This window comes from Microbacterium sp. TWP3-1-2b2 (assembly GCF_049896145.1).
Lineage (GTDB): Bacteria > Actinomycetota > Actinomycetes > Actinomycetales > Microbacteriaceae > Microbacterium.
In genome coordinates this window covers 628196-651126 of record NZ_JAFCTS010000001.1, presented here as the reverse complement: position 1 = coordinate 651126, position 22931 = coordinate 628196, and the positions used below count along the sequence as shown (strand labels likewise).

The 22931-nt window shown below is 65.8% G+C and carries 24 protein-coding genes and 1 tRNA gene; 9 read left to right on the top strand and 16 right to left on the bottom strand.

Going from position 1 to position 22931, the window contains the following annotated elements; genetic code table 11:
- Positions 1–8 precede the first annotated feature (8 nt).
- Genes zwf through pgl form a run of 3 tightly spaced genes read left to right on the top strand, consistent with a single transcriptional unit; the run spans position 9 to position 3273 of the window.
- Positions 9–1556, top strand: coding sequence for a glucose-6-phosphate dehydrogenase (zwf, locus tag ACP7AR_RS03265; protein ID WP_426182695.1), 1548 nt, complete (start codon positions 9–11; stop codon positions 1554–1556).
- Positions 1553–2488 carry a glucose-6-phosphate dehydrogenase assembly protein OpcA gene (locus ACP7AR_RS03260; RefSeq protein WP_426182693.1) on the top strand — a complete coding sequence of 312 codons (936 nt, stop codon included), beginning with the start codon at positions 1553–1555 and terminating at the stop codon, positions 2486–2488. Before zwf ends, ACP7AR_RS03260 begins: the two co-directional genes overlap by 4 nt.
- A 5-nt stretch (positions 2489–2493) precedes the next feature.
- Positions 2494–3273, top strand: a complete 780-nt coding sequence (gene pgl / locus ACP7AR_RS03255) for a 6-phosphogluconolactonase (RefSeq protein ID WP_426182691.1) — start codon at positions 2494–2496, stop codon at positions 3271–3273.
- On the opposite strand, the gene ACP7AR_RS03250 is transcribed toward pgl, so the two are convergent.
- Complete coding sequence (locus ACP7AR_RS03250) at positions 3267–4289, bottom strand: DMT family transporter (protein WP_426187603.1); 1023 nt, start codon at positions 4287–4289, stop codon at positions 3267–3269. The genes pgl and ACP7AR_RS03250 overlap by 7 nt on opposite strands.
- A 61-nt stretch (positions 4290–4350) precedes the next feature.
- On the opposite strand from ACP7AR_RS03250, the gene def reads away from it, so the two are divergent.
- Both def and ACP7AR_RS03240 read left to right on the top strand, forming a co-directional pair.
- A complete protein-coding gene (gene def, locus ACP7AR_RS03245; RefSeq protein WP_426182688.1) occupies positions 4351–4917 on the top strand; it encodes a peptide deformylase in 567 nt (188 codons plus the stop codon).
- Between the two features lie 121 nt (positions 4918–5038).
- Positions 5039–5584, top strand: a complete 546-nt coding sequence (locus ACP7AR_RS03240; protein ID WP_426182686.1) for a septum formation family protein — start codon at positions 5039–5041, stop codon at positions 5582–5584.
- A 193-nt stretch (positions 5585–5777) separates the two neighbouring features.
- Here ACP7AR_RS03240 and ACP7AR_RS03235 read toward each other — a convergent pair.
- The 5 genes from ACP7AR_RS03235 to dusB all read right to left on the bottom strand — a co-directional run bounded on the left by ACP7AR_RS03235 (position 5778) and on the right by dusB (position 11173).
- Positions 5778–5853, bottom strand: a tRNA-Asn gene (locus ACP7AR_RS03235).
- 94 nt (positions 5854–5947) lie between these two features.
- The gene (locus ACP7AR_RS03230) at positions 5948–6724 is read right to left on the bottom strand and encodes an ATP-binding cassette domain-containing protein (RefSeq protein ID WP_426182684.1); all 777 of its coding nucleotides are present in this window, start codon (positions 6722–6724) and stop codon (positions 5948–5950) included.
- Between the two features lie 36 nt (positions 6725–6760).
- Positions 6761–8620 carry a DNA primase gene (dnaG, locus tag ACP7AR_RS03225; RefSeq protein ID WP_426182681.1) on the bottom strand — a complete coding sequence of 620 codons (1860 nt, stop codon included), beginning with the start codon at positions 8618–8620 and terminating at the stop codon, positions 6761–6763.
- Positions 8620–10029, bottom strand: a complete 1410-nt coding sequence (locus ACP7AR_RS03220; protein WP_426182678.1) for a deoxyguanosinetriphosphate triphosphohydrolase — start codon at positions 10027–10029, stop codon at positions 8620–8622. Before ACP7AR_RS03220 ends, dnaG begins: the two co-directional genes overlap by 1 nt.
- The gene (gene dusB, locus ACP7AR_RS03215) at positions 10019–11173 is read right to left on the bottom strand and encodes a tRNA dihydrouridine synthase DusB (RefSeq protein ID WP_426182676.1); all 1155 of its coding nucleotides are present in this window, start codon (positions 11171–11173) and stop codon (positions 10019–10021) included. The genes ACP7AR_RS03220 and dusB overlap by 11 nt, the downstream gene beginning before the upstream one ends.
- A 61-nt stretch (positions 11174–11234) precedes the next feature.
- Here dusB and ACP7AR_RS03210 point away from each other — a divergent pair, with 61 nt between their 5' ends.
- Positions 11235–11729, top strand: a complete 495-nt coding sequence (locus ACP7AR_RS03210) for a glutathione peroxidase (RefSeq protein WP_426182673.1) — start codon at positions 11235–11237, stop codon at positions 11727–11729.
- A gap of 17 nt (positions 11730–11746) precedes the next feature.
- Here ACP7AR_RS03210 and ACP7AR_RS03205 read toward each other — a convergent pair whose 3' ends face one another.
- Entirely contained in the window at positions 11747–12448 is a 702-nt protein-coding gene (locus ACP7AR_RS03205; protein ID WP_426182670.1) for a DsbA family oxidoreductase, read from the bottom strand.
- Between the two features lie 52 nt (positions 12449–12500).
- Here ACP7AR_RS03205 and ACP7AR_RS03200 point away from each other — a divergent pair, with 52 nt between their 5' ends.
- Positions 12501–13055: an AAA family ATPase gene (locus ACP7AR_RS03200; protein ID WP_426182667.1), complete on the top strand. Its 555-nt coding sequence runs from the start codon at positions 12501–12503 to the stop codon at positions 13053–13055.
- A gap of 8 nt (positions 13056–13063) precedes the next feature.
- Positions 13064–13672 carry an AAA family ATPase gene (locus tag ACP7AR_RS03195; protein ID WP_426182665.1) on the top strand — a complete coding sequence of 203 codons (609 nt, stop codon included), beginning with the start codon at positions 13064–13066 and terminating at the stop codon, positions 13670–13672.
- Here ACP7AR_RS03195 and ACP7AR_RS03190 read toward each other — a convergent pair.
- Both ACP7AR_RS03190 and recO read right to left on the bottom strand, forming a co-directional pair.
- Positions 13618–14415 (bottom strand): isoprenyl transferase, encoded by a 798-nt coding sequence (locus ACP7AR_RS03190; protein ID WP_426182662.1) that lies wholly within the window; start codon positions 14413–14415, stop codon positions 13618–13620. The genes ACP7AR_RS03195 and ACP7AR_RS03190 overlap by 55 nt on opposite strands.
- Complete coding sequence (gene recO / locus ACP7AR_RS03185) at positions 14412–15155, bottom strand: DNA repair protein RecO (RefSeq protein ID WP_426182659.1); 744 nt, start codon at positions 15153–15155, stop codon at positions 14412–14414. The genes ACP7AR_RS03190 and recO overlap by 4 nt, the downstream gene beginning before the upstream one ends.
- A gap of 36 nt (positions 15156–15191) precedes the next feature.
- On the opposite strand from recO, the gene ACP7AR_RS03180 reads away from it, so the two are divergent.
- On the top strand, positions 15192–15878 hold the full coding sequence (locus tag ACP7AR_RS03180) for a trimeric intracellular cation channel family protein (RefSeq protein ID WP_426182656.1): 687 nt from the start codon (positions 15192–15194) through the stop codon (positions 15876–15878).
- Here the strand turns inward: ACP7AR_RS03180 and leuA are convergent.
- From leuA to ACP7AR_RS03145, 7 genes are all read right to left on the bottom strand, one after another.
- Entirely contained in the window at positions 15875–17629 is a 1755-nt protein-coding gene (gene leuA / locus ACP7AR_RS03175) for a 2-isopropylmalate synthase (protein ID WP_426182654.1), read from the bottom strand. The two genes, ACP7AR_RS03180 and leuA, sit on opposite strands and share 4 nt — an antisense overlap.
- Before the next feature lie 161 nt (positions 17630–17790).
- A complete protein-coding gene (locus tag ACP7AR_RS03170) occupies positions 17791–18726 on the bottom strand; it encodes an NADP-dependent oxidoreductase (RefSeq protein WP_426182651.1) in 936 nt (311 codons plus the stop codon).
- A 1-nt stretch (position 18727) separates the two neighbouring features.
- Positions 18728–19624, bottom strand: coding sequence for a GTPase Era (gene era, locus ACP7AR_RS03165; RefSeq protein WP_426182649.1), 897 nt, complete (start codon positions 19622–19624; stop codon positions 18728–18730).
- Complete coding sequence (locus ACP7AR_RS03160) at positions 19617–20894, bottom strand: hemolysin family protein (RefSeq protein ID WP_426182646.1); 1278 nt, start codon at positions 20892–20894, stop codon at positions 19617–19619. Before ACP7AR_RS03160 ends, era begins: the two co-directional genes overlap by 8 nt.
- A complete protein-coding gene (gene ybeY, locus ACP7AR_RS03155; protein WP_426187601.1) occupies positions 20891–21352 on the bottom strand; it encodes an rRNA maturation RNase YbeY in 462 nt (153 codons plus the stop codon). The genes ACP7AR_RS03160 and ybeY overlap by 4 nt, the downstream gene beginning before the upstream one ends.
- Positions 21346–22374, bottom strand: a complete 1029-nt coding sequence (locus tag ACP7AR_RS03150; protein ID WP_426187599.1) for a PhoH family protein — start codon at positions 22372–22374, stop codon at positions 21346–21348. Before ACP7AR_RS03150 ends, ybeY begins: the two co-directional genes overlap by 7 nt.
- Positions 22375–22423: 49 nt before the next feature.
- Complete coding sequence (locus ACP7AR_RS03145; protein WP_426182643.1) at positions 22424–22771, bottom strand: HIT domain-containing protein; 348 nt, start codon at positions 22769–22771, stop codon at positions 22424–22426.
- Positions 22772–22931: the final 160 nt, after the last annotated feature.

Here is a 22931-nt window from a genome sequence, read left to right as displayed (position 1 = left end):
CCCCGCCGATGACCGTTCCCGTATCACGCGGCCAGAATCCGCTGCGCGACCCAGACGACCGTCGCCTCAATCGCATCGCAGGTCCCAGCGCGCTGGTGATCTTCGGTGTGACAGGTGACCTGTCGCGTAAGAAGCTCATGCCAGCGGTGTACGACCTGGCGAACCGGGGGCTGCTGCCACCCGGTTTCGCCCTCGTCGGCTTCGCTCGCCGCGACTGGGAGGACCAGGATTTCGCCGAAGTCGTCTACGACGCGGTGAAGCAGCACGCGCGCACCGAGTTCCGTGAGGAGACCTGGCAGCAGCTGCTGCAGGGCATCCGCTTCGTGTCGGGCGAGTTCGACAATCCCGAGTCGTTCGCCAAGCTGCGCCAGACCGTGGAGAAGCTCGACGTCGAACGCGGCACGATGGGCAACCACGCGTATTACCTGTCGATTCCGCCGAAGTCGTTCCCTGTCGTCACGAAGCAGTTGAAGGACTCCGGGTTGGTCGGCGACGACGACGGCGACGAGCGGTGGCGACGCGTCGTCATCGAGAAGCCGTTCGGTCACGACCTCGAGTCCGCCCGCGACCTGAACGAGGCGCTCGAAGTCGCATTCCCGGCGGATGCGATCTTCCGCATCGACCACTACCTCGGCAAGGAGACGGTCCAGAACATCCTCGCGCTGCGCTTCGCGAACGAGCTCTACGAGCCGATCTGGAACCGCAACTACGTCGACCACGTGCAGATCACGATGGCTGAAGACATCGGAGTCGGCGGTCGTGCCGGGTACTACGACGGCGTCGGCGCCGCGCGTGACGTCATCCAGAACCACCTGTTGCAACTCCTCGCGCTCACCGCCATGGAGGAGCCGATCAGTCTCAGCGCAGAGCACCTGCGTGCCGAGAAGGAGAAGGTGCTCGCTGCGGTGACCCTTCCTGACGATCTCTCCATGGCGACCGCTCGCGGCCAGTATTCCGGCGGGTGGCAGGGTGGCGAGCAGGTCACCGGATTCCTTGACGAGGACGGGATGAGCCCCGAGTCGTCGACGGAGACGTACGCAGCGATCAAGCTCGACATCAACACGCGACGTTGGGCGGATGTGCCGTTCTACCTGCGCACCGGCAAACGCCTCGGGCGTCGTGTCACCGAGATCGCCGTGGTGTTCAAGCGCGCACCGCAGCACCTGTTCGGCCGCACGAACACGGCAGAGCTCGGTCAGAATGCGCTCGTCATCCGGGTGCAGCCTGACGAAGGCGTCACGATCCGGTTCGGATCCAAGGTCCCCGGTGCCGGCAGCAACGTCCGCGACGTGACCATGGACTTCGGATACGGTCACGCCTTCACCGAGGCCAGCCCGGAGGCATACGAGCGGCTCATCCTGGATGTTCTCCTCGGAGACCCGCCGCTGTTCCCCCGTCACGAAGAGGTGGAGTTGTCCTGGAAGATCCTCGACCCCGTCGAGAAGTATTGGGCATCTCAGGACACGCCGGTGGAGCAGTACTCCCCCGGCTCATGGGGCCCGGAGTCTGCTGACGCCCTGTTGGCCCGCGACGGACGAGTCTGGAGACGACCGTGATCATCGACCTTCCTGACACGACCGTGAGCCAGGTCGCCAAGCACCTGGTCAAGATGCGCGAAGAGGGCGGCGCCGTCGCCCTCGGTCGCGTGCTGACATTGGTCATCTCTGCGCGTGAGAGCGTCGTGGAGGAGGCCATCGAGGCGGCGAACGACGCATCCCGCGAGCATCCGATGCGCGTGATCGTCCTCACCGTACGTGAGGGCGACGCCCGTCTGGACGCCCAGATCCGAGTAGGCGGCGACGCCGGGGCGAGCGAAGTCGTCGTGCTTCGCGCGCTCGGCGATGCGGCGAGCAATCAGGAGAGCCTGCTCACCGGCCTTCTGCTGCCGGACGCTCCAGTCGTGGCCTGGTGGCCGGATGACGCTCCGGAGGAGCCGTCCGAGACACCGCTCGGACGCATCGCTCAACGTCGCATCACCGACGCCGCCACTGCTACCGACGTTCGCGCGCAGATCGAGTCGCTGGGGCGCTCCCATGCCCCCGGCGACACCGACCTGGCGTGGACGCGTCTCACGCACTGGCGTGAGCAGCTCGCCGCAGTCCTCGACCAGCCGCCGTTCGAAGAGGTGGCGGCTGTCGAGGTTCGCGGCGCGGCATCCTCGCCGTCCACAGCGCTGCTCGCCGCTTGGCTTCAGCTCGCCCTCGAGGTTCCGGTCCGCTGGGCGTACGAGAAGCGCGAAGAATGGGACGAGGGCATCAAGTCCGTCCGTCTCACCCGCCCGAGCGGCGACATCCTGCTGGAGCGACCCGTCCCCGGCGACGCGGTACTCACACAGCCCGGTCAGCCCGAGCACGACCTGCATCTGCCTCGCCGCACCCTCCGTGAGTGCCTGGCCGAGGAGTTGCGCCGTCTGGATCCCGACGTCCTGTACGGTCGAGTGATCACCGAGGGCTGGGAGAAGCTGGGTCCGCCCGAGACCGGAGAGTGAGCGACATGCAGGCATCATCTGCCGAGAAGCTGGTCGTCGTGGAGCCGACGCCGGCGGAGCTCGCCGACCGGGTCGCAGATCGGTTCCTCACGCGCGTGAAGGCGCGAACGAAGAACGGCAGGGTCGCTCACATCGCGCTCACCGGCGGATCGATGGGCAGCACGGTCCTTCGGGCCGTCGCCGCGCATCCGAAGGTCGGTCGGATCGACTGGTCGCTGGTGCATTTCTGGTGGGGCGATGAGCGCTTCGTCGCTCGTGGCGATCAGGACCGAAACGCGTTGCAGTCGCGCGAGGCACTGCTGGACCGGATTCAGGTGCCGGCCGAGAACATCCACGAGATCGCTGCGGCCGACAGCGGTCTCACCCTCGACGAAGCTGCGGAGGCCTACGCCACGGAGCTCGCGAAGTTCGGCGACGAGGACCACCCCTGGCCCTCGTTCGCGGTGTGCTTCCTCGGCGTCGGCCCAGACGGTCACGTCGCCTCATTGTTCCCCGACCGCCCCGAAGTCACGGAAACGGACGCCGCGGTACTTCCCGTTCGCGACTCTCCGAAGCCACCGCCTGAGCGCGTCACGCTGACGCGTCCGGTGATCAACTCATCCAAGCGCGTCTGGCTGGTGCTCACCGGGGCGGACAAGGCCTCAGCGCTCGGTCTCGCACTCGCGGGCGCCAGTTACACGAACGTGCCCGCAGCGGGCGCCAAGGGCCGCAAACGCACGATCTTCTTCGTCGATCAGGCCGCGGCGTCCGAGGTCTCAGAAGACCTCATCGACCAGGTCTACTGATCGCGATCGGGCTCTGACCCCGATTCGGGAGCTGTTCCCCTCGAACTGCTCGAATCCGCCTGACCGCTTCCGCGCATGATGTCAAGTTCCTGGCTCTCGCTGAGCACCTGCGGGTGATATCGGGCGAGGCCGACCACTCCCCAGATCGCGATCGCTCCGGCGATGCCGAAGCAGACGAGCACCCAGGGTGGCGCGGCAGAGGCTTCGCCGAGCACGAGCATTCCGATCAGAACCGCGATCATCGGGTCGACGACGGTCAGGCCGGCTATCACGAGGTCTGGCGGGCCGGAGCTGTACGCCGTCTGCACGAAGTACGCTCCCACAGCCGACGCGGCGATCAGGGCGATCACGCACACCAGCGTCACCCAGTCGAACTCCCCCGCCTGCACCCTCTTGATCACTGCTTTGGCCAACGTCGCCACGAACCCATAGAGGATGCCGGCCCCGACGACGTAGAACAGCGCCCGCATCCGGTGACGAAGGATCAGCCAGCACGCGCCGAGCACGATGATCACGACGAGCAGTATCGCGAGGATCACGAAGAGTTCGCGGTCGGTGATGTCCTTCTCGACCGCGAAGATCGCCGCGAAGAACACGAAGATGAAGATGCCGCCGACACACGCCCCGATGGCGATCAGCGACTTCCTGGTGGGTGAATGCCCGGAGACGCGGGCGTTCAGAAGAGTGGTGATCACGAGCGCGATCGCGCCGAGCGGCTGCACCACGATCAGCGGTGCGACGGAGAGCGCGGCGAGCTGACAGATGATGGCGAGGCCGAGCATGAGCGTGCCGAGGATCCATGATGGGCGCGTGAGCAGCCGCTTGAGCTGTCCGACGCTCAGACCCGTCGCTCCGTCGGCGCCGCTGAGCCGTTCGACCTTCTCGACACCGCGATGCTGATACTGCGCTCCGAGGGACATGAAGACGGCACCGGCCAAGGCGAGCGGGATGCCGAGCAGCAGTCCTGGGTTCTGGAAGGCGCCGACAAGCTGGTCGCCGACATCAGCACCTGTCATCCACACGCCCGCGCTCACACTGAAACACTACCTGGCACACGGCTCGCAGTAGGGTTGTGGCGTGGCTGTTCTACCGATTCGCATCATGGGCGACACCGTTCTGCACTCCCCCGCATCCCCCGTCGGCGAGATCGATGACGAGATCCGCACGCTGGTCGCCGACATGTTCGAGACGATGGATGCTGCTCCGGGTGTCGGCCTCGCCGCTCCTCAAGTCGGAGTGCCGCTTCGCATCTACACGTATTCGTACGTCGACGACGACGATCGTCCGTGGCGCGGCGTGCTGATCAACCCGGTCCTGTGGATGTCTCCTCCGGAACCCGGCTCCCCCGATCCGGACGAGGAGTCCGAAGGTTGCCTGTCCTTCCCCGGCGAGCGATTCCCTCTGCGCCGCGCGGACCGCGTGCTCGTCACAGCCGTGGACCTGGATGGCGCGGCCGTCCGTATCGAGGTCGACGGATGGCGCGCGCGCATCATGCAGCACGAGTTCGATCATCTCGACGGCATCCTCTACGTGGACAGGCTCTCCGACGGCGATTGGAAGACCGTACAGAAGATCGCTCGCAAACGCGGCTGGGGCAAACCGGGAGCGAGTTGGATGCCCGGAGTCGACGACCTCGAGGCCTGAATCCGTACAGCTTCTGCATAACGGATTCAAAGTTGCGTCCCAGGTTCAGGCTGAGTACGGTTCCGGTGGGGGCGGGAACATCGGGGCCCGCCGCGTAAATGGCCCTCGGAGGGGAACTCACATGATGAAAATGCGCAATCGACGCGCGCTGGCACTCGCGGGAACCGCCGTCGCATTGAGCATCGCGCTCAGCGGCTGCAGCGCGATCAACAATCTCATCGGGGGCGGCAATGACGCCCAGCGCGATGAGGAGACCGGTGAAGTCACCGAGGGCTCGAACATCGACATCTTCTCGCTGAAGGTCGGCGACTGCATGCCGGCGAGCGACACCTCCGGCGAGATCACTGATGCCGACGTCGTCCCGTGCTCCGAGCCGCACGCCGACGAGGTCTTCTTCGAGTTCGAACTCGAGGACGGCGATCTTCCGACCGATGAGGAGATCACCGCAGAGGTGGAGGCGCAGTGCGTCCCCGCGTTCTCCGAGTTCGTCGGCATCGACTATTACGAGTCCGCACTCGACTTCTGGTGGCTCACCCCGACCGAGCAGACCTGGACGCAGGCGAATGACCGCCTCGTGCAGTGCGTGATCTACGAGCCCGACCCCGCGGATGAGAGCGGGCAGACATCGCTCGAAGTCACCGGTTCCCTGGAAGGCGCCGCACGCTGAACAGCGACTCCTGAATCAGAAGAGGCTCCGTCCGTTCGGACGGAGTCTCTTCTGCGCTTCCCAACGCCGCAGTTGGTGTCGATGGGAGATGTTCGCACGTCTCGAGCATCCCAAGCGTGCGAAAAGCTCCCATCGGTCCCGCCAACGCCGACAGAAATGCAGAAGGCCCCGTACAAGACGGGGCCTTCTGTGCTGGCTCCCCCGGTTGGACTCGAACCAACAACCTGCCGATTAACAGTCGGCTGCTCTGCCAATTGAGCTACAGGGGATCATGCGTCGTCGCCGAGGCAACTCCACAATCTTAGCAAACACCCGAGGGTGCTCGTGACACCGGCCACCTCTCTCGGGCGTGTCGAGAAGGCGTCAGCGACCGAGTGAATCGGCCTCGGCATTGGGCACCCAGAGCAGATCCTTGCCCACACCACGGGCGACCACGTGACCGGCACGCAGCATCAACGTCTCCGCGTTGAGCTCGCGGATGAAGGCGGCGTCGTTCGTGACCAGCAGAGCACCCATCTCCTGCTCCTTGCGCCGCCGGGTGATCGCGTCGAAGACGACAGGTCGCACTTCGAGGTCGAGGTTCGCAAGGGGCTCATCTGCGATGAGGACTCTGGGCTCCAGCACGAAGGCTCGCGCGATCGCGACTCGCTGACGCATTCCTGCACTGAGTTCGTACGGGAACTTCGATGCGGTGCCGAGCGGCAGATGCAGCTCGTCCAGCAGCGTCGCGACTCGGATCGAGAGAGCCTTGCTGTTGACGCGCTTCTCCCTGATGAGGATCGGCTCCGCGATCACTTCGCCCACCGTGAGCGTGGGCGGAAGATCTGCCCCGGCTCCCTGCGGGATGAAGCCGGTGAGGTACGTCAGCTCCCGGTGCCGACGGCCCGGCTTGCGCACATTCACACCGCACACTTCGGCACTGCCTCCGACGATGCGCACCGAGGGATCCGTTGAGCCTGCGAGGGCAGCGACAAGCGTGGACTTACCCGATCCGGTGGGCCCGGCGACGCAGATGAGCTCCCCTGGAGACAGGGCGAAGGTCACTCCGTCGACGGCGCGCGTGGGAGCACCGTGGCCTATCCGATCAATGACCAGATCGGAGCAGTCGATCGCGTGGGAGGAGTGTTGCCTGCGGGACATAAGCTCCATCCTCTCCCGAATCAGCGATCCGACCCGTTACGACTCGGTGAAGCGCTGACGCTCGATATCGAGATCGCGAAGGCGCATCCGCAGCGCCCGCCCTCCATCGGAGTCGGCCGGGACTCGCTGCACAGCACCGAGCAGTTCGTTCTTCTCCCTGTCGAGGTTGCGCAGGATCATGCGCCGGAAGAGATCTGCCGTCGAACGAGCAGCTCCCTCCTCGTCGCGCGCGGGGAACGGCGACATGAGCAGCTCACCTGCGAGCGATCGGTACGGTTCGCGGACGGCGTTCACGGCATCCATCGCCCACCCGGCGCGGGTGCGATCGGAGGCGGCCATGATCACGAGTCGGATCGACTCCAGTGCCGGGTGACGGAACGGCACCTCGAATGCGCGAGCCAATGTGTCCTGGTCCACCTGGTGCCCGTACTGCAGGGCTCCCATCAACGCGCCCCGCTCCAGCGCGACATCCGCGGTGCGGGGCAGGCTCGCGAGCGTCACCGGAGCGACGGGCGCCGGACCGGTGCCCTCCTGCGACGTCTCCACCGGCTCTCGTTTCGCCGGCGCGTGGCTCACTCCCCTTGCCGCGCGCTCGACTTCCGCACGCACCTCTGTCGGGTCCATGCCCAGACGTCGCGCGAGCACGCGCTCGTAGCCCGGGCGTAGAAGGCGATCGCGGATCTCTGCCACGATCGGGGCCGCCGCACGCAGGGCGCCCACCTGCCCCTCGACAGTGGCGAGTTCGAACCCGGCGAGCTTGCGGTCGATCGCGAACTCGAACATCGGCACCTTCGCCTCCATGAGCCCGCGCACGGCGGCGTCACCACGCTGCAGCCGCAGATCACACGGGTCGAGACCGTTCGGCGCGACGGCGACGAAGGTCTGAGCGTTGAAGCGGTCGTCCTCGGTGAAGGCGCGCAGCGCTGCCTTCTGGCCCGCCTCATCGCCGTCGAACGTGAAGACGACCTCGCCAGAGGCGTTGTCATCGCCCATCACTCGGCGCAGGACCTTGATGTGCTCCGCACCGAACGCCGTGCCACAGGTCGCGACAGCCGTCGTGAGCCCCGCCAGATGGCATGCCATGACGTCGGTGTAGCCCTCGACGACCACGACGCGGCGCGGTTCGCCGCGAGAGATGTCGCGTTTGGCCAGATCGAGTCCGTAGAGCACCTGCGCCTTCTTGTAGATGATGGTCTCGGGCGTGTTCAGGTACTTCGGCCCCTGATCGTCGTCATAGAGCTTTCGGGCGCCGAACCCGATGGTCTGTCCCGTGACGTCGCGGATCGGCCACACCAGGCGACCGCGGAACCGGTCGTACACACCCCGCTGCCCCTGTGAGACGAGGCCGGCCGCGAGCAGTTCATCACGGGTGAAGCCCTGCGCGGTGAGGGCCTTCATCATGCCCTCCCACCCGCGGGGCGCATAGCCGACGCCGAAATGGGCAGCGGCACCGGCGTCGAAACCGCGTTCACCGAGGAACTTCCGCCCTGTCTCGGCTTCGGCTGAGAGCAGCTGGCTGCGGAAGAACTCGGCAGCCGCCGTGTTCGCCGCATAGAGCCGACTGCGGCCACTGGTCTCCGGTGCAGCGCCGCCGTCCTCGTAGTGCAGGGTGTACCCGATGCGGCCGGCGAGACGCTCGACGGCCTCGGTGAAGCTAACGTGGTCCATCTCCCGCAGGAACGAGTAGACATCGCCCGACTCTCCACAACCGAAGCAGTGGTAGTAGCCCACCTGCGGCCTGACGTGGAAGCTGGGGCTCTTCTCGTCGTGGAACGGGCAGAGGCCCTTCAGAGAACCGACACCGGCGGACTTCAGGGCGACGCGCTCTCCGACGATGTCGCCGATGTTCGTGCGCGCTTTGACCTCGTCGACGTCAGCCTGGCGGATCCTCGGCATCAGTGCGCCCTTTCGGCGACGGCCGGCTCAGTCTCGTCGGAGCGCGGCCGCGGTCGGACGTGGCGGGGAGACCAGATTCCGACTTCAGCGGGGTCCACGTCGCCGACCAGGCGACTGTGCCAGTCGAGAGCCGTCTGGTCAGTGAGGCTGGCGATCTGGTCGACGACCACTCTCGCCCGCTCGGCGTCCGAGGACGCGTCGTGGAAGTCTGCGGCGAAGGCAGGCTCGAGCACATCGGCGCCCGCGGTCCACAGCGTATCCGTCGACCACAGAGCATCGGCCAGGCGCTTGAGAACTCGCCGCTGCTCCTTGTAGACGCCCTTGCGTGCGTCGATCGTCACGATCGCCTGACCCATGATGCCCTTGAGCACCGCGATCTCAGCCTCCACGACACGCGGCACGACGACATGTGCGCTGTAGCGGGCCAGCACGGGCCCACGGTACGTCTCACGCGTCGCTGCCACCGCTGCCCGCGCGAAACGACCGATCAGGTCGCTCGTCAGGTTCTTCAGGCCGGCGAGGTCGCGCCGTGAACGATCGAAGGACTTCAGCCACACCGGCTGGCTCGTCAACCGGTACAGCGCGTCGGCGAGCTCCTCACGGGTGAAGTCGTACCCGACCCACTGCTGCACCCGGCCGACGAGCGCGTCGTGCTCCTTCGGATCCGACAGGCTCGCCACGTCCAGGTAGCCGTTGACGATCGCATCCTCGAAGTCGTGCACGGAGTAGGCGATGTCGTCCGAGAGATCCATGATCTCCGCTTCGATGCATCGCAGGCGTCCTGGGGCGCCCTCGCGCATCCAGCGGAACACCTCTTCGTCCTCTGGATAGACACCGAACTTCAGACGTCCGCCAGGATCCGGCAGCGGGCTGTCCACCGTCCACGGATACTTGCATGTCGCGTCAAGACTCGCGCGCGTGAGGTTCAGGCCGACGGAGTGCCCTTCGTCATCGAGGACCTTCGCCTCGAGCCGGGTGAGGATGCGCAGCGACTGCGCGTTTCCCTCGAATCCGCCGATCGGCTCGGCCCACTCGTTCAGAGCCCGCTCGCCGTTGTGCCCGAACGGAGGGTGCCCGAGATCGTGGCTGAGACATGCGGTGTCGACGACATCGGCCGAGACTCCGAGCGCTCCGGCGAGCTCCCTGCCGACCTGAGCCACCTCGAGCGAGTGCGTCAGTCGGTTGCGGGCGAAGTCGGCCGTGCTCGCCGGGCTCAGCACCTGGGTCTTCGCCGCGAGGCGTCGCAGGCCCGCAGAGTGCAGCACGCGTGCCCTGTCGCGGGCGAAGTGGTCACGTTCAGAGCGGTGCTGCTCTCGGAAGAAGCGTGCCGTGTCGCGCGCTTCGTAGCCATCAGCCCTTGCTCCGCCCGACGCTTCGACATGCTCAGCGGCCGAAGGGTCAACCACCACTGTTCTCGATCTCCGCTCCGCGCAACATCTCGCCGGTGTCGGCTGCGACATCGCGTGACTCCAGCCACTTGTCAGGCAGCGCAGGACGCTTGGGACGACCGGCACGACCGCGCTGGCCCTCGGCATCCGCACCGGGATAGGGAGCATCTCGATCGAGCTGGCCGAGCAGATCGTCGATGTGCGCAAGGCTCTGCGCTGTGGCGAGACCGGTGCGGATGTCGCTGCCGACCGGATAGCCCTTGAAATACCAGGCGACGTGCTTGCGGATGTCGCGGCACCCGTGATCTTCATCCTCGAGGAACTCGACCAGCAGCTGTGCGTGCCGGCGGAATGCGTCTGCGACGAAGCCGAGTGTGGCATCGACAGCGCGCGACTCCGCCCCGAACGCCGCAGCGAGATCGCCGAACAACCATGGCCGTCCGAGGCAACCACGTCCGACCACGACGCCGTCGCAGTCGGTCTCGGCCATCATCCGCACGGCATCCTCAGCGGACCAGATGTCACCGTTGCCCAGCACGGGGATGCTCGTGACGGCCTGCTTCAGTTCGCCGATCGCGTTCCAATCGGCATGACCGGAGTAGAACTCGCTCGCAGTGCGGGCGTGCAGCGCCACCGCGGCGGCGCCGGCGTCTTCAGCGGCGCGACCCGCGTCGAGGAAGGTGAGGTGATCAGGATCGATGCCCTTGCGCATCTTGACCGTGAGCGGAATGTCTCCTGCCGCCTTCACCGCCTGGTCGACGATCTCTGCGAAGAGACCCGTCTTCCACGGCAGCGCTGCGCCACCGCCCTTGCGGGTGACTTTGGGAACAGGGCACCCGAAGTTCAGGTCGACGTGGTCGGCGTGATCTTCCGCGACGATGATCCGCACGGCCTCCGCGATGGTCTTCGGATCGACGCCGTACAGCTGGATCGATCGTGGCGTCTCGCTCTCATGGTGACGGATGAGACGCATGGTGGTGTCATTGCGCTCCACCAGTGCGCGAGACGTGATCATCTCGCTGACGTAGAGACCGGCACCGTACTCACGGCACAGAAGGCGGAACGCGGTGTTCGTGATGCCCGCCATGGGTGCGAGGACGACCGGCACGTCGAGGTCGATCGGGCCGATGCGCAGTGCGCGGGCGGGGGCGGCAGCGAGAGTCATATCCTCTCCATTCTCCCACCCCTCCGACCCTCGGCGCCGCACCGCGTCATAGGCTGTGGATATGACCGAAACCAGTGTGCGCAAGATCCCGTTCACGGACGCAGAAGGCGCCGAGAAGACTCTTGACGACTTCGGCGCCGACGTGCTCCTCGTCGTCAACGTGGCCTCGAAATGCGGCCTCACGCCCCAGTACGAGCAGTTGGAGCAGTTGCAGCGCAACTACGGCGACCGCGGCTTCAGCGTCGTCGGATTCCCGAGCAACCAGTTCATGGGTCAGGAGCCGGGTTCGCTGGAGCAGATCCTGGAGTTCTGCTCCACCACGTACGGTGTCACTTTCCCCGTCAACGACAAGGTCAAGGTCAACGGCAAGAAGGCGGCTGAGCTCTACAAGGCGCTCAAGGAGAATCCGGATGACGGCGGCAAGGCCGGCCGCGTGGAGTGGAACTTCGAGAAGTTCCTCGTACTTCCTGACGGTTCGGTCAAGCGCTTCCGTCCGAAGCAGAAGCCGGTCGCCCCCGAGATCGTCGAAGCGATCGAGGGCGCCCTTCTCCGATAGAGGATGGCGGTCGTGCGCTAGACCGCGGCTTCCTCGGACGCGTTCTGCGCTGAGTCGTTCTCGTCACGTTTGGCCCACAGGTCGCGCAGCACGTTCTCGAACGTCTCCGGAGGCTGGGCACCGCTGATGCCGTACTGTCCGTCGATCACGAAGAACGGCACCCCTTGGATGCCGTATGCGCGAGCCTGCGCCTGATCCTGGCGGACGGCGGGAAGGTGCTGGTCGCTCTCGAGCGCTGCACGCGTATCGTCGGCATCCAGCCCGACCTCGACGGCGAGTTCCACGAGATCGTCGATACGGCCGACGTGCTTGCCCTCGGTGAAGTACGCGGACATCAGGCGCTCTTCCATCTCGTGCTGCAGGTCGTTCGCCTTGGCATGGTGAAGAAGCTCATGGGCCTTGACCGTGTTCGTGTGCTTCAGCAGATCGAAGCGGTACTCCAGGCCCGCGTTCTTGGCGATACCAGTGACGTTGTCGAGCATGCCCTGCACCTGCTCACGTGGCATGCCCTTGTGTCCCGCGAGGAAGTCGATCTCGTCGCCGTCGAAGTCGATCGGAGTGTCTGGGGAGAGCTCGAACGAATGGAACGTCACTGTCACCTTCGGAGCGTCGTCGTCGGCGGCGACGGCCGCGAGACCTGTTTCGAGGTTGCGCTTTCCGATGTAGCACCACGGGCAGGCGATGTCGGACCAGATGTCAATCGATATAGGTTGGCTCACTTCAGTAGGAACCTCCTCGAACGCGCGAGTATTCCGTTGATAGCATCTTCGGATGCTTTCAGCCGACGATCCTCTTCCCTTCCGGCCTGAGCGCGTGCTGATCGCCGGGGTCACCGGTGTCGGCAAGACCAGTCTCGCTGGACGCATCGCTGCACGGTGGGATCTCGTGCACCACGAGCTCGACGCGCTGCATCACGGTCCGAATTGGACGCCGCGACCCGAGTTCCTCGACGATGTGCGCGCGTTCGCCGCGACGGACCGCTGGATCACCGAGTGGCAGTACACCTCCAAGGGAACGAATGAGATCCTCCCCCGACGCGCTGATCTGCTCCTATGGCTGGATTACCCGTTTCGGATCGCGCGCCGAAGACTGATCCGTCGCACCTGGAAGCGCCGGATGTTCCGGACGGAGCTCTGGAACGGGAACGTCGAGCCGAACCTGTGGCATGCGCTCACGGTCCGCGGCGATGAGAACATCCTCGACTGGCAGAAGAACACCCGCACCAAATGGGACGAAAGGATGCCCCGGATCGAGACCGAGCATCCGCACCTGACGATCGTGAGATTGCGGCATCCCCGCGAGACAGAGCGCTGGCTCGCGCGATGATCGCTCGGATGCTCTCAGCCGACGATCCTCTTCCCTTCCGGCCTGAGCGCGTGCTGATCGCCGGGGTCACCGGATCCGGGAAGACGACGCTGGCACGGCGGCTCGCTCACCTCTGGAATCTCGAGCACATCGAGATCGACTCGCTGTTCCACGGACCGGACTGGACGCCGCGACTCGAGTTCCTCGACGACGTGCGCGCGTTCGCCGCGACGGACCGCTGGGTCACCGAGTGGCAGTACACCAGCAAGGGAACCGACGACATCATGACGCCGCGCGCGCAGCTGGCGCTCTGGCTGGACTACCCGTATCGGGTGGTGCGCTCACGGCTGATCCGGCGCACGCTCGGGCGCAGCGTCCTGCGTACAGAGATGTACAACGGTAACGTCGAGCGGCCGATCTGGAAGCTGCTGGCAACCCGCGAACCGGAAGAGAACATCCTGGCGTGGCAGACCAAGACGCTCGGGTATTGGACGGCGAAGATGCCGGATGTCCGCGCACGATTCCCGCATTTGCAGATCATCCGTCTCACCCATCCGCGCGAGACGGAGCGCTGGATCCGAGCTCAGGACGACGGAGCGTCGACCGCACCGCCGAAACGACGATCTCGCGACACGTAGATCTCGATCGCGCGCCAGAGCTCCTGGCGCGAGAAGTCGGGCCAGAGCGTGTCGAGGAACACCATCTCCGCGTACGCCGACTGCCAGAGCAGGAAGTTCGAGGTGCGCTGCTCCCCCGAGCTGCGCAAGAACAGATCGACGTCCGGCATCTCGGGAACGTACAGCTGACGGCCGATCATCTTCTCGGTGATCGCCTTGGGCTTCAGCCGACCGGCGGCCACTTCGCCCGCGAGAGAGCGCATCGCGTCGACCAGTTCGACACGGCCGCCGTAGTTCACGCACATGGTGAGAGTCAGCACGTCGTTGGCCTCGGTGAGCTCTTCGGCGCGCTGCAGCTCCTTGATGACAGAGCCCCAGAGGCGGGGCTTGCGTCCGGCCCAGCGGATCCGCACACCCCACTCGTTGAGCTGGTCGCGCCGCCGGTGGAGCACGTCGCGGTTGTAGCCCATGAGGAAGCGCACTTCCTCAGGAGAACGCGCCCAGTTCTCAGTGGAAAACGCGTACACCGACAGATGCTTCACGCCCGCCTGGATGGCACCGGCGACGACGTCGAGCAGCACCTCCTCGCCGGCCTTGTGGCCTTCGATGCGGGTGAGACCGCGCTTGTTGGCCCAGCGGCCGTTGCCGTCCATCACGATCGCCACGTGCTCCGGCACCTTGCCGAACGCCGGCGGATGCACGCCGGTCCAATCCAGCGGTCGGTAGGCGACGGCATCCTTGTGCGTGTACGGCTTCGGGGTCAACGGATTCCCTCTCGCGACGAATCTGAGACGTGGGCGAGCGAGCGGATGCCGCGCTCCAGATGGAACTGCGCGTACGCCGACACGAGCCCGGATGCCGCGGCGGTCTCGGCGTGCGGCGCCGCGTCGACGACATCCCATTCGCCCTGCATGAGAGCGCGCAGCAGCTGCAGCGTCGACTGCGAGACCCGCGGACTGCCGGCGGGCGCGCAGTTCGCGCAGATGAGGCCGCCGAGCTGACCGATGAAGTGCGTGTGCGGACCGGGTGCAGCACACCGCGCGCAGTCGCTGAGCGACGGCGCCCAGCCCGACAGCGCCATCACGCGCAGCAGGTAGGAGTCCAGGATGCTGCGCGGAGCGTGCTCGCCGCGAGAAAGCGCGCGGAGACCTCCGACGAGCAGCAGATACTGCTCAGGCGTCGCCTCGGCATCGCTCAGCCGGTCAGCCGTCTCGACCATGGCGTTCGCCGAAGTGAAGCGGTCGTAGTGCGCCGCGATGTCGGCGCCGTACGCCCCCAAGGACTCCGCCTGCTGCACGATGTCCAGTGAGCGCCCCTGATACAGCTGGAGATCTGCGACCATGAAGGGCTCGAGCCGAGAGCCGAACTTCGACGACGTGCGCCGTACGCCTTTAGCCACCGCACGGATCTTCCCGTTGCGGCGGGAGAGCATGGTGACGATGCGATCCGCCTCACCGAGCTTGTGAGTGCGCAGGATCACCGCTTCATCTCGATAGGTGGGCACTGTCCGATTATCCTCCGTCCACGACACAATGGTCGTGTGACCGAACCGCTCTTCACCATTCCGCTCTGGGCGGACCTGCTCGGCGTGGGCCTGGGCGGCATCCAGGGTGCGATGTTCGCCTCCGGATTCCAGGGGCAGCGCCGACTCGACCTGCTCGGTGTGGCCATCATCGGCATCCTGATCGGGATGGGCGGAGGCCTCATCCGCGATCTGCTCCTGGGACAGCCACCGGCGACGCTGCAGAACAACTGGTATCTCATCACCGCCGCCGGTGCTGCCATCCTCGGCATGCTGCTTGCCGGTCTCCTGAACCGGGCGAACGCCGTCATCGTGGGTCTCGATGCCGTCGTGATCGGAATGTTCGGTGCTTTTGGCACCAGCAAGGCACTCGGTCTGGGTGTTCCGCCTGTGCCAGCGGTCTTCATCGGCGCGTGCGCCGCCGTCGGCGGCAGCATCCTGCGCGACGTCATCATGGGGCTGCCCGTCGCGATCATGCACGTGGGTTCGCTCTACGCCGTGGCGGCGCTGCTCGGCTGCAGCGTGATCGTCACGGTGCATGCCCTCGGCGTCAGCATCACGATCGCCGGCGTCATCGGCCTCGTCGTGACCGCCGTGATCCGCGTGCTGGCCGTGGCCTTCGACCTGTCTCTGCCGGAACAGCGCCGCCTCTACCGCCGCAAAGTGGCGGCAGAGACCGGCGCCATCCCGATCGTCAAGCCTTAGGCCGTGGCGAGCTCCGGCTGACGGGTGCGGATAGAACGGTTCACGCCTGAGACGATCGCCTTGAGCGAGGCCGTGGAGATGTCGCCGTCGATGCCGACGCCCCACAGGCGCTGGTCGCCGACCTGCAGCTCGACGTACGCCGCTGCCTGCGCGTCGCCTCCTGAACTGAGAGCGTGCTCGACATAGTCGTAGACCGTGATGTCGAAGCCCTGCGCGCGCAGCACCTCGACGAAGGCTGCGACCGGCCCGTTCCCCTGACCGGACACGGCATGCTGCTGCTCTTCGTCGCGGAGAGTGACATCGAGCACGACCTCACCGGACATGTCACTGCGCGTCTGCGTGGCGAGCAGCTCGAAGCGCCCCCACTTCGCGTCCGCGTCATCGGACGGCAGATACTCGTCGTTGAAGATCGACCAGATCTGGGCGCTCGTCACCTCGCCGCCCTCGGCATCGGTCTTGGACTGCACGACACCGGAGAACTCGATCTGGAGCTTGCGCGGCAGATCGATCGCATGATCGGTCTTCAGCAGATAGGCGACACCACCCTTGCCGGACTGCGAGTTGACACGGATGACGGCCTCATAGGAGCGTCCGAGATCCTTCGGGTCGATCGGCAGGTACGGCACCGCCCACTCGATCTCGTCGACGGTGACGCCCTTCGCATCAGCCTCGGCGGACATCGCCTCGAAGCCCTTCTTGATGGCGTCCTGGTGCGAGCCACTGAAAGCCGTGAACACGAGGTCGCCCGCCCAGGGGCTGCGCTCGGGCACAGGCAGCTGGTTGCAGTACTCGACCGTGCGCTTGACCTGGTCGATGTCGCTGAAGTCGATCTGCGGGTCGATGCCCTGCGTGAACAGGTTGATGCCCAAAGCCACGATGTCGACGTTGCCTGTGCGCTCGCCGTTCCCGAAGAGGCACCCCTCGATGCGATCGGCACCGGCCATGTAGCCGAGCTCTGCCGCGGCGATCGCGGTGCCGCGGTCGTTGTGCGGGTGCAGCGACAGGATGATGTTCTCGCGGTGAGCGAGGCGACGGCTCATCCACTCGATCGAGTCGGCGTACACGTTGGGCGACGCCATCTCGACGGTGGCGGGCAGGTTGATGATGACCTTGCGCTCCGGCGTCGGCTCGAACACCTCGATCACCTGGTTGCAGATGTCGAGCGCGAACTCGAGCTCGGTGCCGGTGTAGCTCTCAGGTGAGTACTCGTAGAACACCTGTGTCTCGGGGATGCGCTTCTCGTACTCGCGGCACAGACGAGCGCCCTCGAGAGCGATGTCGATGATCCCCTGCTTGTCCGTGCGGAACACGACATCGCGCTGCAGCACGCTCGTCGAGTTGTACAGGTGCACGATGGCCTGCTTCGCGCCCGCGATCGACTCGTAGGTGCGCTCGATGAGGTGCTCTCGCGCTTGTGTCAGCACCTGGATCGTGACGTCGTCCGGGACGAGGTCCTCTTCGATGAGCTGACGCACGAAGTCGAAGTCGGTCTGGCTGGCGGAGGGGAATCCGACCTCGATCTCCTTGTACCCCATGTCGACGAGCAACTGGAACATGACGCGCTTGCGCTCGGGCGACATCGGATCGATGAGCGCCTGGTTGCCGTCACGCAGGTCTACCGCGCACCAACGGGGCGCCTCGGTGATCCGCTTGGACGGCCAGGTGCGATCAGGAAGATCGACGGTGATCAGCTCGTGGAACGGCCGGTACTTGTGGATCGGCATCGCGGACGGGCGCTGGGAGTTCTGCATGATGGGCTTCTTCTCTTCGTCAGAATGATCGGGCCAACACAAGCGCCGCGACGAGGAAGGCCCTAGCTCTTAGGACTCGTCGCGGCAGCTAAGAAGAAGCAGACCGCCGAAAGGCATGTGGTCATGCTACCAGGCGATGACGCTTCGATGCGCGGCGGCGGTCACGGGATCAGAGCGATCTTTCCGCCCGGATGCCCGTCGGCGAGCAGTCGTGTCGCCTCGAGCGCCTCGGTCAGCGGGTAGGCGCGGGCGATCGGCACCTCGAGCACCCCGCGTCCCGCAAGGCTCACGAGTTCGCTCCGGATGCTGTCGCGGAAGCGGGCACTCTCGGGTGCTGAGCCGACGATCCAGCGGAATCCCTCCGCCCGTGCGCGGACCGCAGCAGCGATCGTGACGATGCGCGTTCGGTCGGCGACGAGCTCCAGCGACACATCGATCGCCTCTTCAGTGCCGACGGCATCCAGCGCTGCGGCGATCTCTCCGCCGGCGGCGTCGCGCGCGCGGTCTGCGAGACCTTCGCCGTATTCGATGGGGACGCCGCCGAACCTCCGCACCACGTCGAAACGCCCTTCGCTCGCCGTGCCGATGACCCTGATGTCGTGCAGCGCTGCCTGCTGCAGCACGCTCACGCCCACCGCGCCAGATGCGCCATGCAGGAGGATGGTCTCCCCCGGCCCGGCTTCTGTGACGGAGAGCATCTCGGCCGCCGTGGTGCCAGCGAGCAGAAGGTTCGCCGCACCCGCGTGCGTCAACGTGCTCGGTTTCGAGAACGCCTTGTCGGCGGGGATCGTGATCTCGGTGGCGTAGCCACCACTGATACGGAAAGCGAGAACCTCATCGCCTATCTGCGCAGGCCCGGAACCGATGATCGTGTCAGGGCCGATCGCGGTGATCTCCCCGGAGATCTCATAGCCGATGGGCACCGGAAGCGTGGCGCCCTCCCGCGGCGCGGCGACGTGCTTCCGGTCGGCGGGATTCATGCCCGCCGCGCGCACACGGACGGTGATCTCGCCTTTCGCCGGTGCAGGAACGTCGTACTCCACGAGTTCCCAGTTCTCGGGAGAGCCCCAGTCCTTCGCCACCCAGTGCGTGGCCACCTCAGAACCCCAGACGCCCCAGCTGCTTCGGGTCGCGCTGCCACTCCTTGGCAACCTTCACGTGAAGCGCCAGGAAGACGCGTGTGCCGAGAAGTTCCTCTATGCCGACGCGCGCACGCTTTCCGACGTCGGCCAGCCGCTTGCCCTTGTGGCCGATGATGATCGCCTTCTGGCTGTCCCGCTCCACCACGATCTGCGCGTGCACGTCGGTGAGATCGCTGTTCTCGCGCGGAGCGATGTCATCGATGACGACCGCGATCGAGTGCGGCAGTTCATCGCGCACGCCCTCCAGCGCCGCTTCCCGGATCATCTCAGCGATCCGGTCCTCCTGAGACTCGTCGGTCGTCATCCCCTCGGGATAGAGCGCGGGTCCCTCCGGCATCATCGAGAGCATCTCATCCGTGAGGACGTCCAGCTGCTCGCGGGTGAGGGCGGACAGCGGGATGACGGCGGCCCAGTCTTCTCGGAGCGCGTCGACCTCGATGAGCCGCTCAGTGATCTGGTCGCGATCCGCGATGTCGGTCTTGGTGACGATCGCGACCTTCTTCGCTCTCGCGTAACCGTCAAGAGACGCCGCGATGCGTCGATCGCCCGGTCCGACCTTCTCGGTCGCCGGAACGCAGAAGCCGATCACATCGACATCCCCGAGCACCTGGTCCACGAGGTCGTTCAGACGTTCGCCGAGCAGCGTTCGCGGCTTGTGGATGCCGGGGGTGTCCACGATCACGAGTTGACCGGCCGGGCGGTTCAGGATGCCGCGGATGGCACGTCTGGTCGTCTGAGGCTTCTCACTGGTGATCGCGATCTTCTCGCCCACCAGCGCGTTCGTCAGGGTGGACTTTCCGACGTTGGGACGCCCGACGAAGGTCGCGAATCCGCTACGGGTGGTGTCAGTCATCGTCTGTCTCCTCTGCCGCGCCGGCGGCGCGTTCCACGAACACCGTGGCAATGCCTCGACCTCGACCGCGCGATGCTCCGCCGGTCAGGACGAGTCCGTCTATCGTCGCGGTGACCCCCGGCTGCGGGACCTGGTCCACGGCCTTTCCGAGCAGTCCGCCGATCGAGTCGACGTCCTCGTCTTCGAGTTCGATGCCGAACAGGTCGCCGACATCGTCCAGCGACAGCCGGGCACTGACGCGGTATCGTCCGTCGCCCAGCTCCACCACTTCGGCAGCAGCGTGGTCGTACTCATCGGAGATCTCCCCGACGAGCTCTTCGATCAGGTCCTCCAGCGTGACGAGTCCTGAGATGCCACCGTGCTCATCGATCACCAGGCACACGTGCACCGCATCGCGCTTCATCTGCTGCAGCAGCGTCTCTGCGCGCATCGATTCGGGGACGAACGTGGCCGGCCGCGCGATCGGGCGGATGGATGCGGTGCGCCATGCACTGTCATCGCGATACGCGAACTGCACCAGATCCTTGAGATAGAGCACTCCGACGACATCGTCCGCGTCGTCATCGACCACCGGCATCCGCGAGACGCCGCGCTGAAGGAACAGCGCCATCGCCTCGCTGTTGGTGGCCTCGGCATCCACCGTCACCATCTCGGTGCGGGGCACCATGACAGCGCGCACGAACTGGTCGGTGAAGTCGAAGACGGAGTGGATGAGATCGCGGTCATCCTCTTCGATGAGGTCGTGGGATGCTGCCTCATCGACCATGCTGAGCAGCTGGTCCTCCGAGGTGAACGAGCTGCGGCCGGCACCGGGGGTGACCTTGTTGCCGAGGATGACGAGCCCCTGGGCGATCGGACCGAGGATGAGACGCAGACCGCGGACGATCGAAGCCGTGCCACGGATCATTCCCTCCGAGCGCTGGCGTCCGAACGTTCTCGGGCTCGCGCCCACGAGGACGAAGGTGATCCCGGTCATGAGGATCGCAGCGGCGAGCATCGCCCACCAGATGTTCTCGAACATGATCGTGAACGCGACGGTGACGAGCACAGCGGCGGTCACTTCGACGAGGACGCGGATGAATGCGATCGCGTTGACGTGAGCGTCGAGGTCGTCCGCGATGCGTCCGAGTGCCTGCGCCCTGCGTCCTTCCGTCGCCATCTCGGCGAGATCGCCGCGTGATGTGACGCTGTACGCGGCGTCGATGGCCGCCATCAGACCGCCGAACGCCACCATCAGCACAGCGGCGAGAAGCAGCAGTATCTCGGTCATCGGCCGCGTTCGACGCGCGCGAATCCTTGGATCAGCTCCTTCTGCAGCCCGAACATCTCACGCTCCTCTTCGGGTTCGGCGTGGTCGTATCCGAGCAGGTGCAGGAGCCCGTGCGTCGTGAGAAGGATGAGTTCGTCCATCAGCGTGTGGCCTGCGGCCTGAGCCTGGGACTCTGCGACCTGCGGGCACAGCACGATGTCGCCGAGGAGTCCGGGAGGCGTCGGGCGTTCCTCGGTGCCAGGGCGCAACTCATCCATCGGGAAGCTGAGCACATCGGTCGGGCCTGGTTCGTCCATCCACTGCACGTGCAGGGCCTCCATGGCCCCCTCGTCGACCAGCACGATGGCGACCTCGGCGTCAGCGCTGACGTGCAGTTGAGCGAGATTGAAATCGGTGAGGCGCTGCAGCACCGTCTCGTCGACGTCGATGGCCGATTCGTTGTTGATCTCGATCATGATGAGTGTCCTCGTTTCGGCGAGCGGTCCCTCGGTCCGGGACGAAGCCCCGCACGACGTTCCGCGCGGTTGGCGAACTCATGAGCCTGCTCACGCTCCGCGCGCTGGGCTGTGCGCTGCTCGTCGTACTCGCTGTATGCGTCGACGATCCGACCGACCAGCGAGTGACGAACGACGTCAGCGCTGGTGAGCCTGGAGAAATGGATGTCCTCGATGTCGTCCAGCACGCGGGTGACGAGCCGAAGGCCGGACGCGCCCTGCGGCAGGTCGACCTGGGTGATGTCTCCGGTCACGACCATCTTCGTGCCGAAGCCCAGGCGCGTGAGGAACATCTTCATCTGCTCAGGCGTCGTGTTCTGCGCCTCATCGAGCACGACGAACGAGTCATTCAGCGTGCGTCCACGCATGTACGCGAGGGGCGCGACCTCGATCGTCCCCGTGGCCATGAGCCGCGGGACGACGTCGGGATCCATCATCTCGTTGAGAGCATCGTAGAGCGGACGCAGGTAGGGATCGATCTTGTCGTTCAGGGTGCCGGGAAGGAAACCCAGTCGCTCGCCCGCCTCGACGGCAGGGCGCGTGAGGATGATGCGGGTGACCTCTTTGCGCTGCAGCGCCTGCACGGCCTTCGCCATCGCGAGATAGGTCTTTCCCGTTCCGGCCGGACCGATGCCGAAGACGATCGTGTTCTCCTCGATCGCGTCGACGTACTCCTTCTGCCCCGTCGTCTTCGGGCGGATCACTCGGCCCCGTGTCGAGAGGATCGCTTCGCCGAGCACCTCGCTCGGACGTGGGCCGCCCTCCTGCCGCAACATACGCGCAGAGCTCGAGACGTCGCTCGGCGCGAGATCGTAGCCTTCTCTGGTCATCGTGAGCAGTTCCTCCACCAGGGTCTTCGCCGCAGCGACGTTCCCCGCTTCGCCGGTCAATGTGATCTCGTTGCCTCGGACGAGCACCTGTACGTCAGGATGCTCCTTCTCGAGCATCCGCAGAAGTCTGTCCTGCGGCCCGAGCAGCCGCACCATTGCGATTCCGTCGACGTAGATGCGCTCGACTGTCGAGTCGGAATTGGCGTCAGGCAACGAGGCTCTCTTCTTTCAATCCGCCGGCGAGGACGTGAGCATGGACATGGAACACGGTCTGCCCGGCGTTGGCACCCGTGTTGAACACGAGGCGGAAGTCCCCGTCGGAGTGATCAGCGGCGACTTGGGCGGCGAAGGCGATGAGCTCGGCGAGCAGATCGGGATCTCCTGCTGCGAGCTCGGTGACGTCGCGGTACTGCTCGGTCTTGGGGATCACGAGCAGATGGACGGGGGCCTGCGGTGCGATGTCGCGAATCGCGAACAGCTTTCCCGTGGACGCGATGATCTCACCGGGAACGTCACCGTTGAGGATTCGGGTGAAGATCGAGGGTTCCGTCATGTTTCCCAGTCTACGGGGCGGGGCCCCTCGGGCGGCGAGCATATGAAGGCCGGACGCCGCAACACCCGAGCCCGTGGATGAAAGAAGAGTTTCGGGGGGGGGGGGGGGGGGAGGAGCCCCCCCCACCGAGGGCGACGCCGCCGCGGGGCAGGGCGCCGGG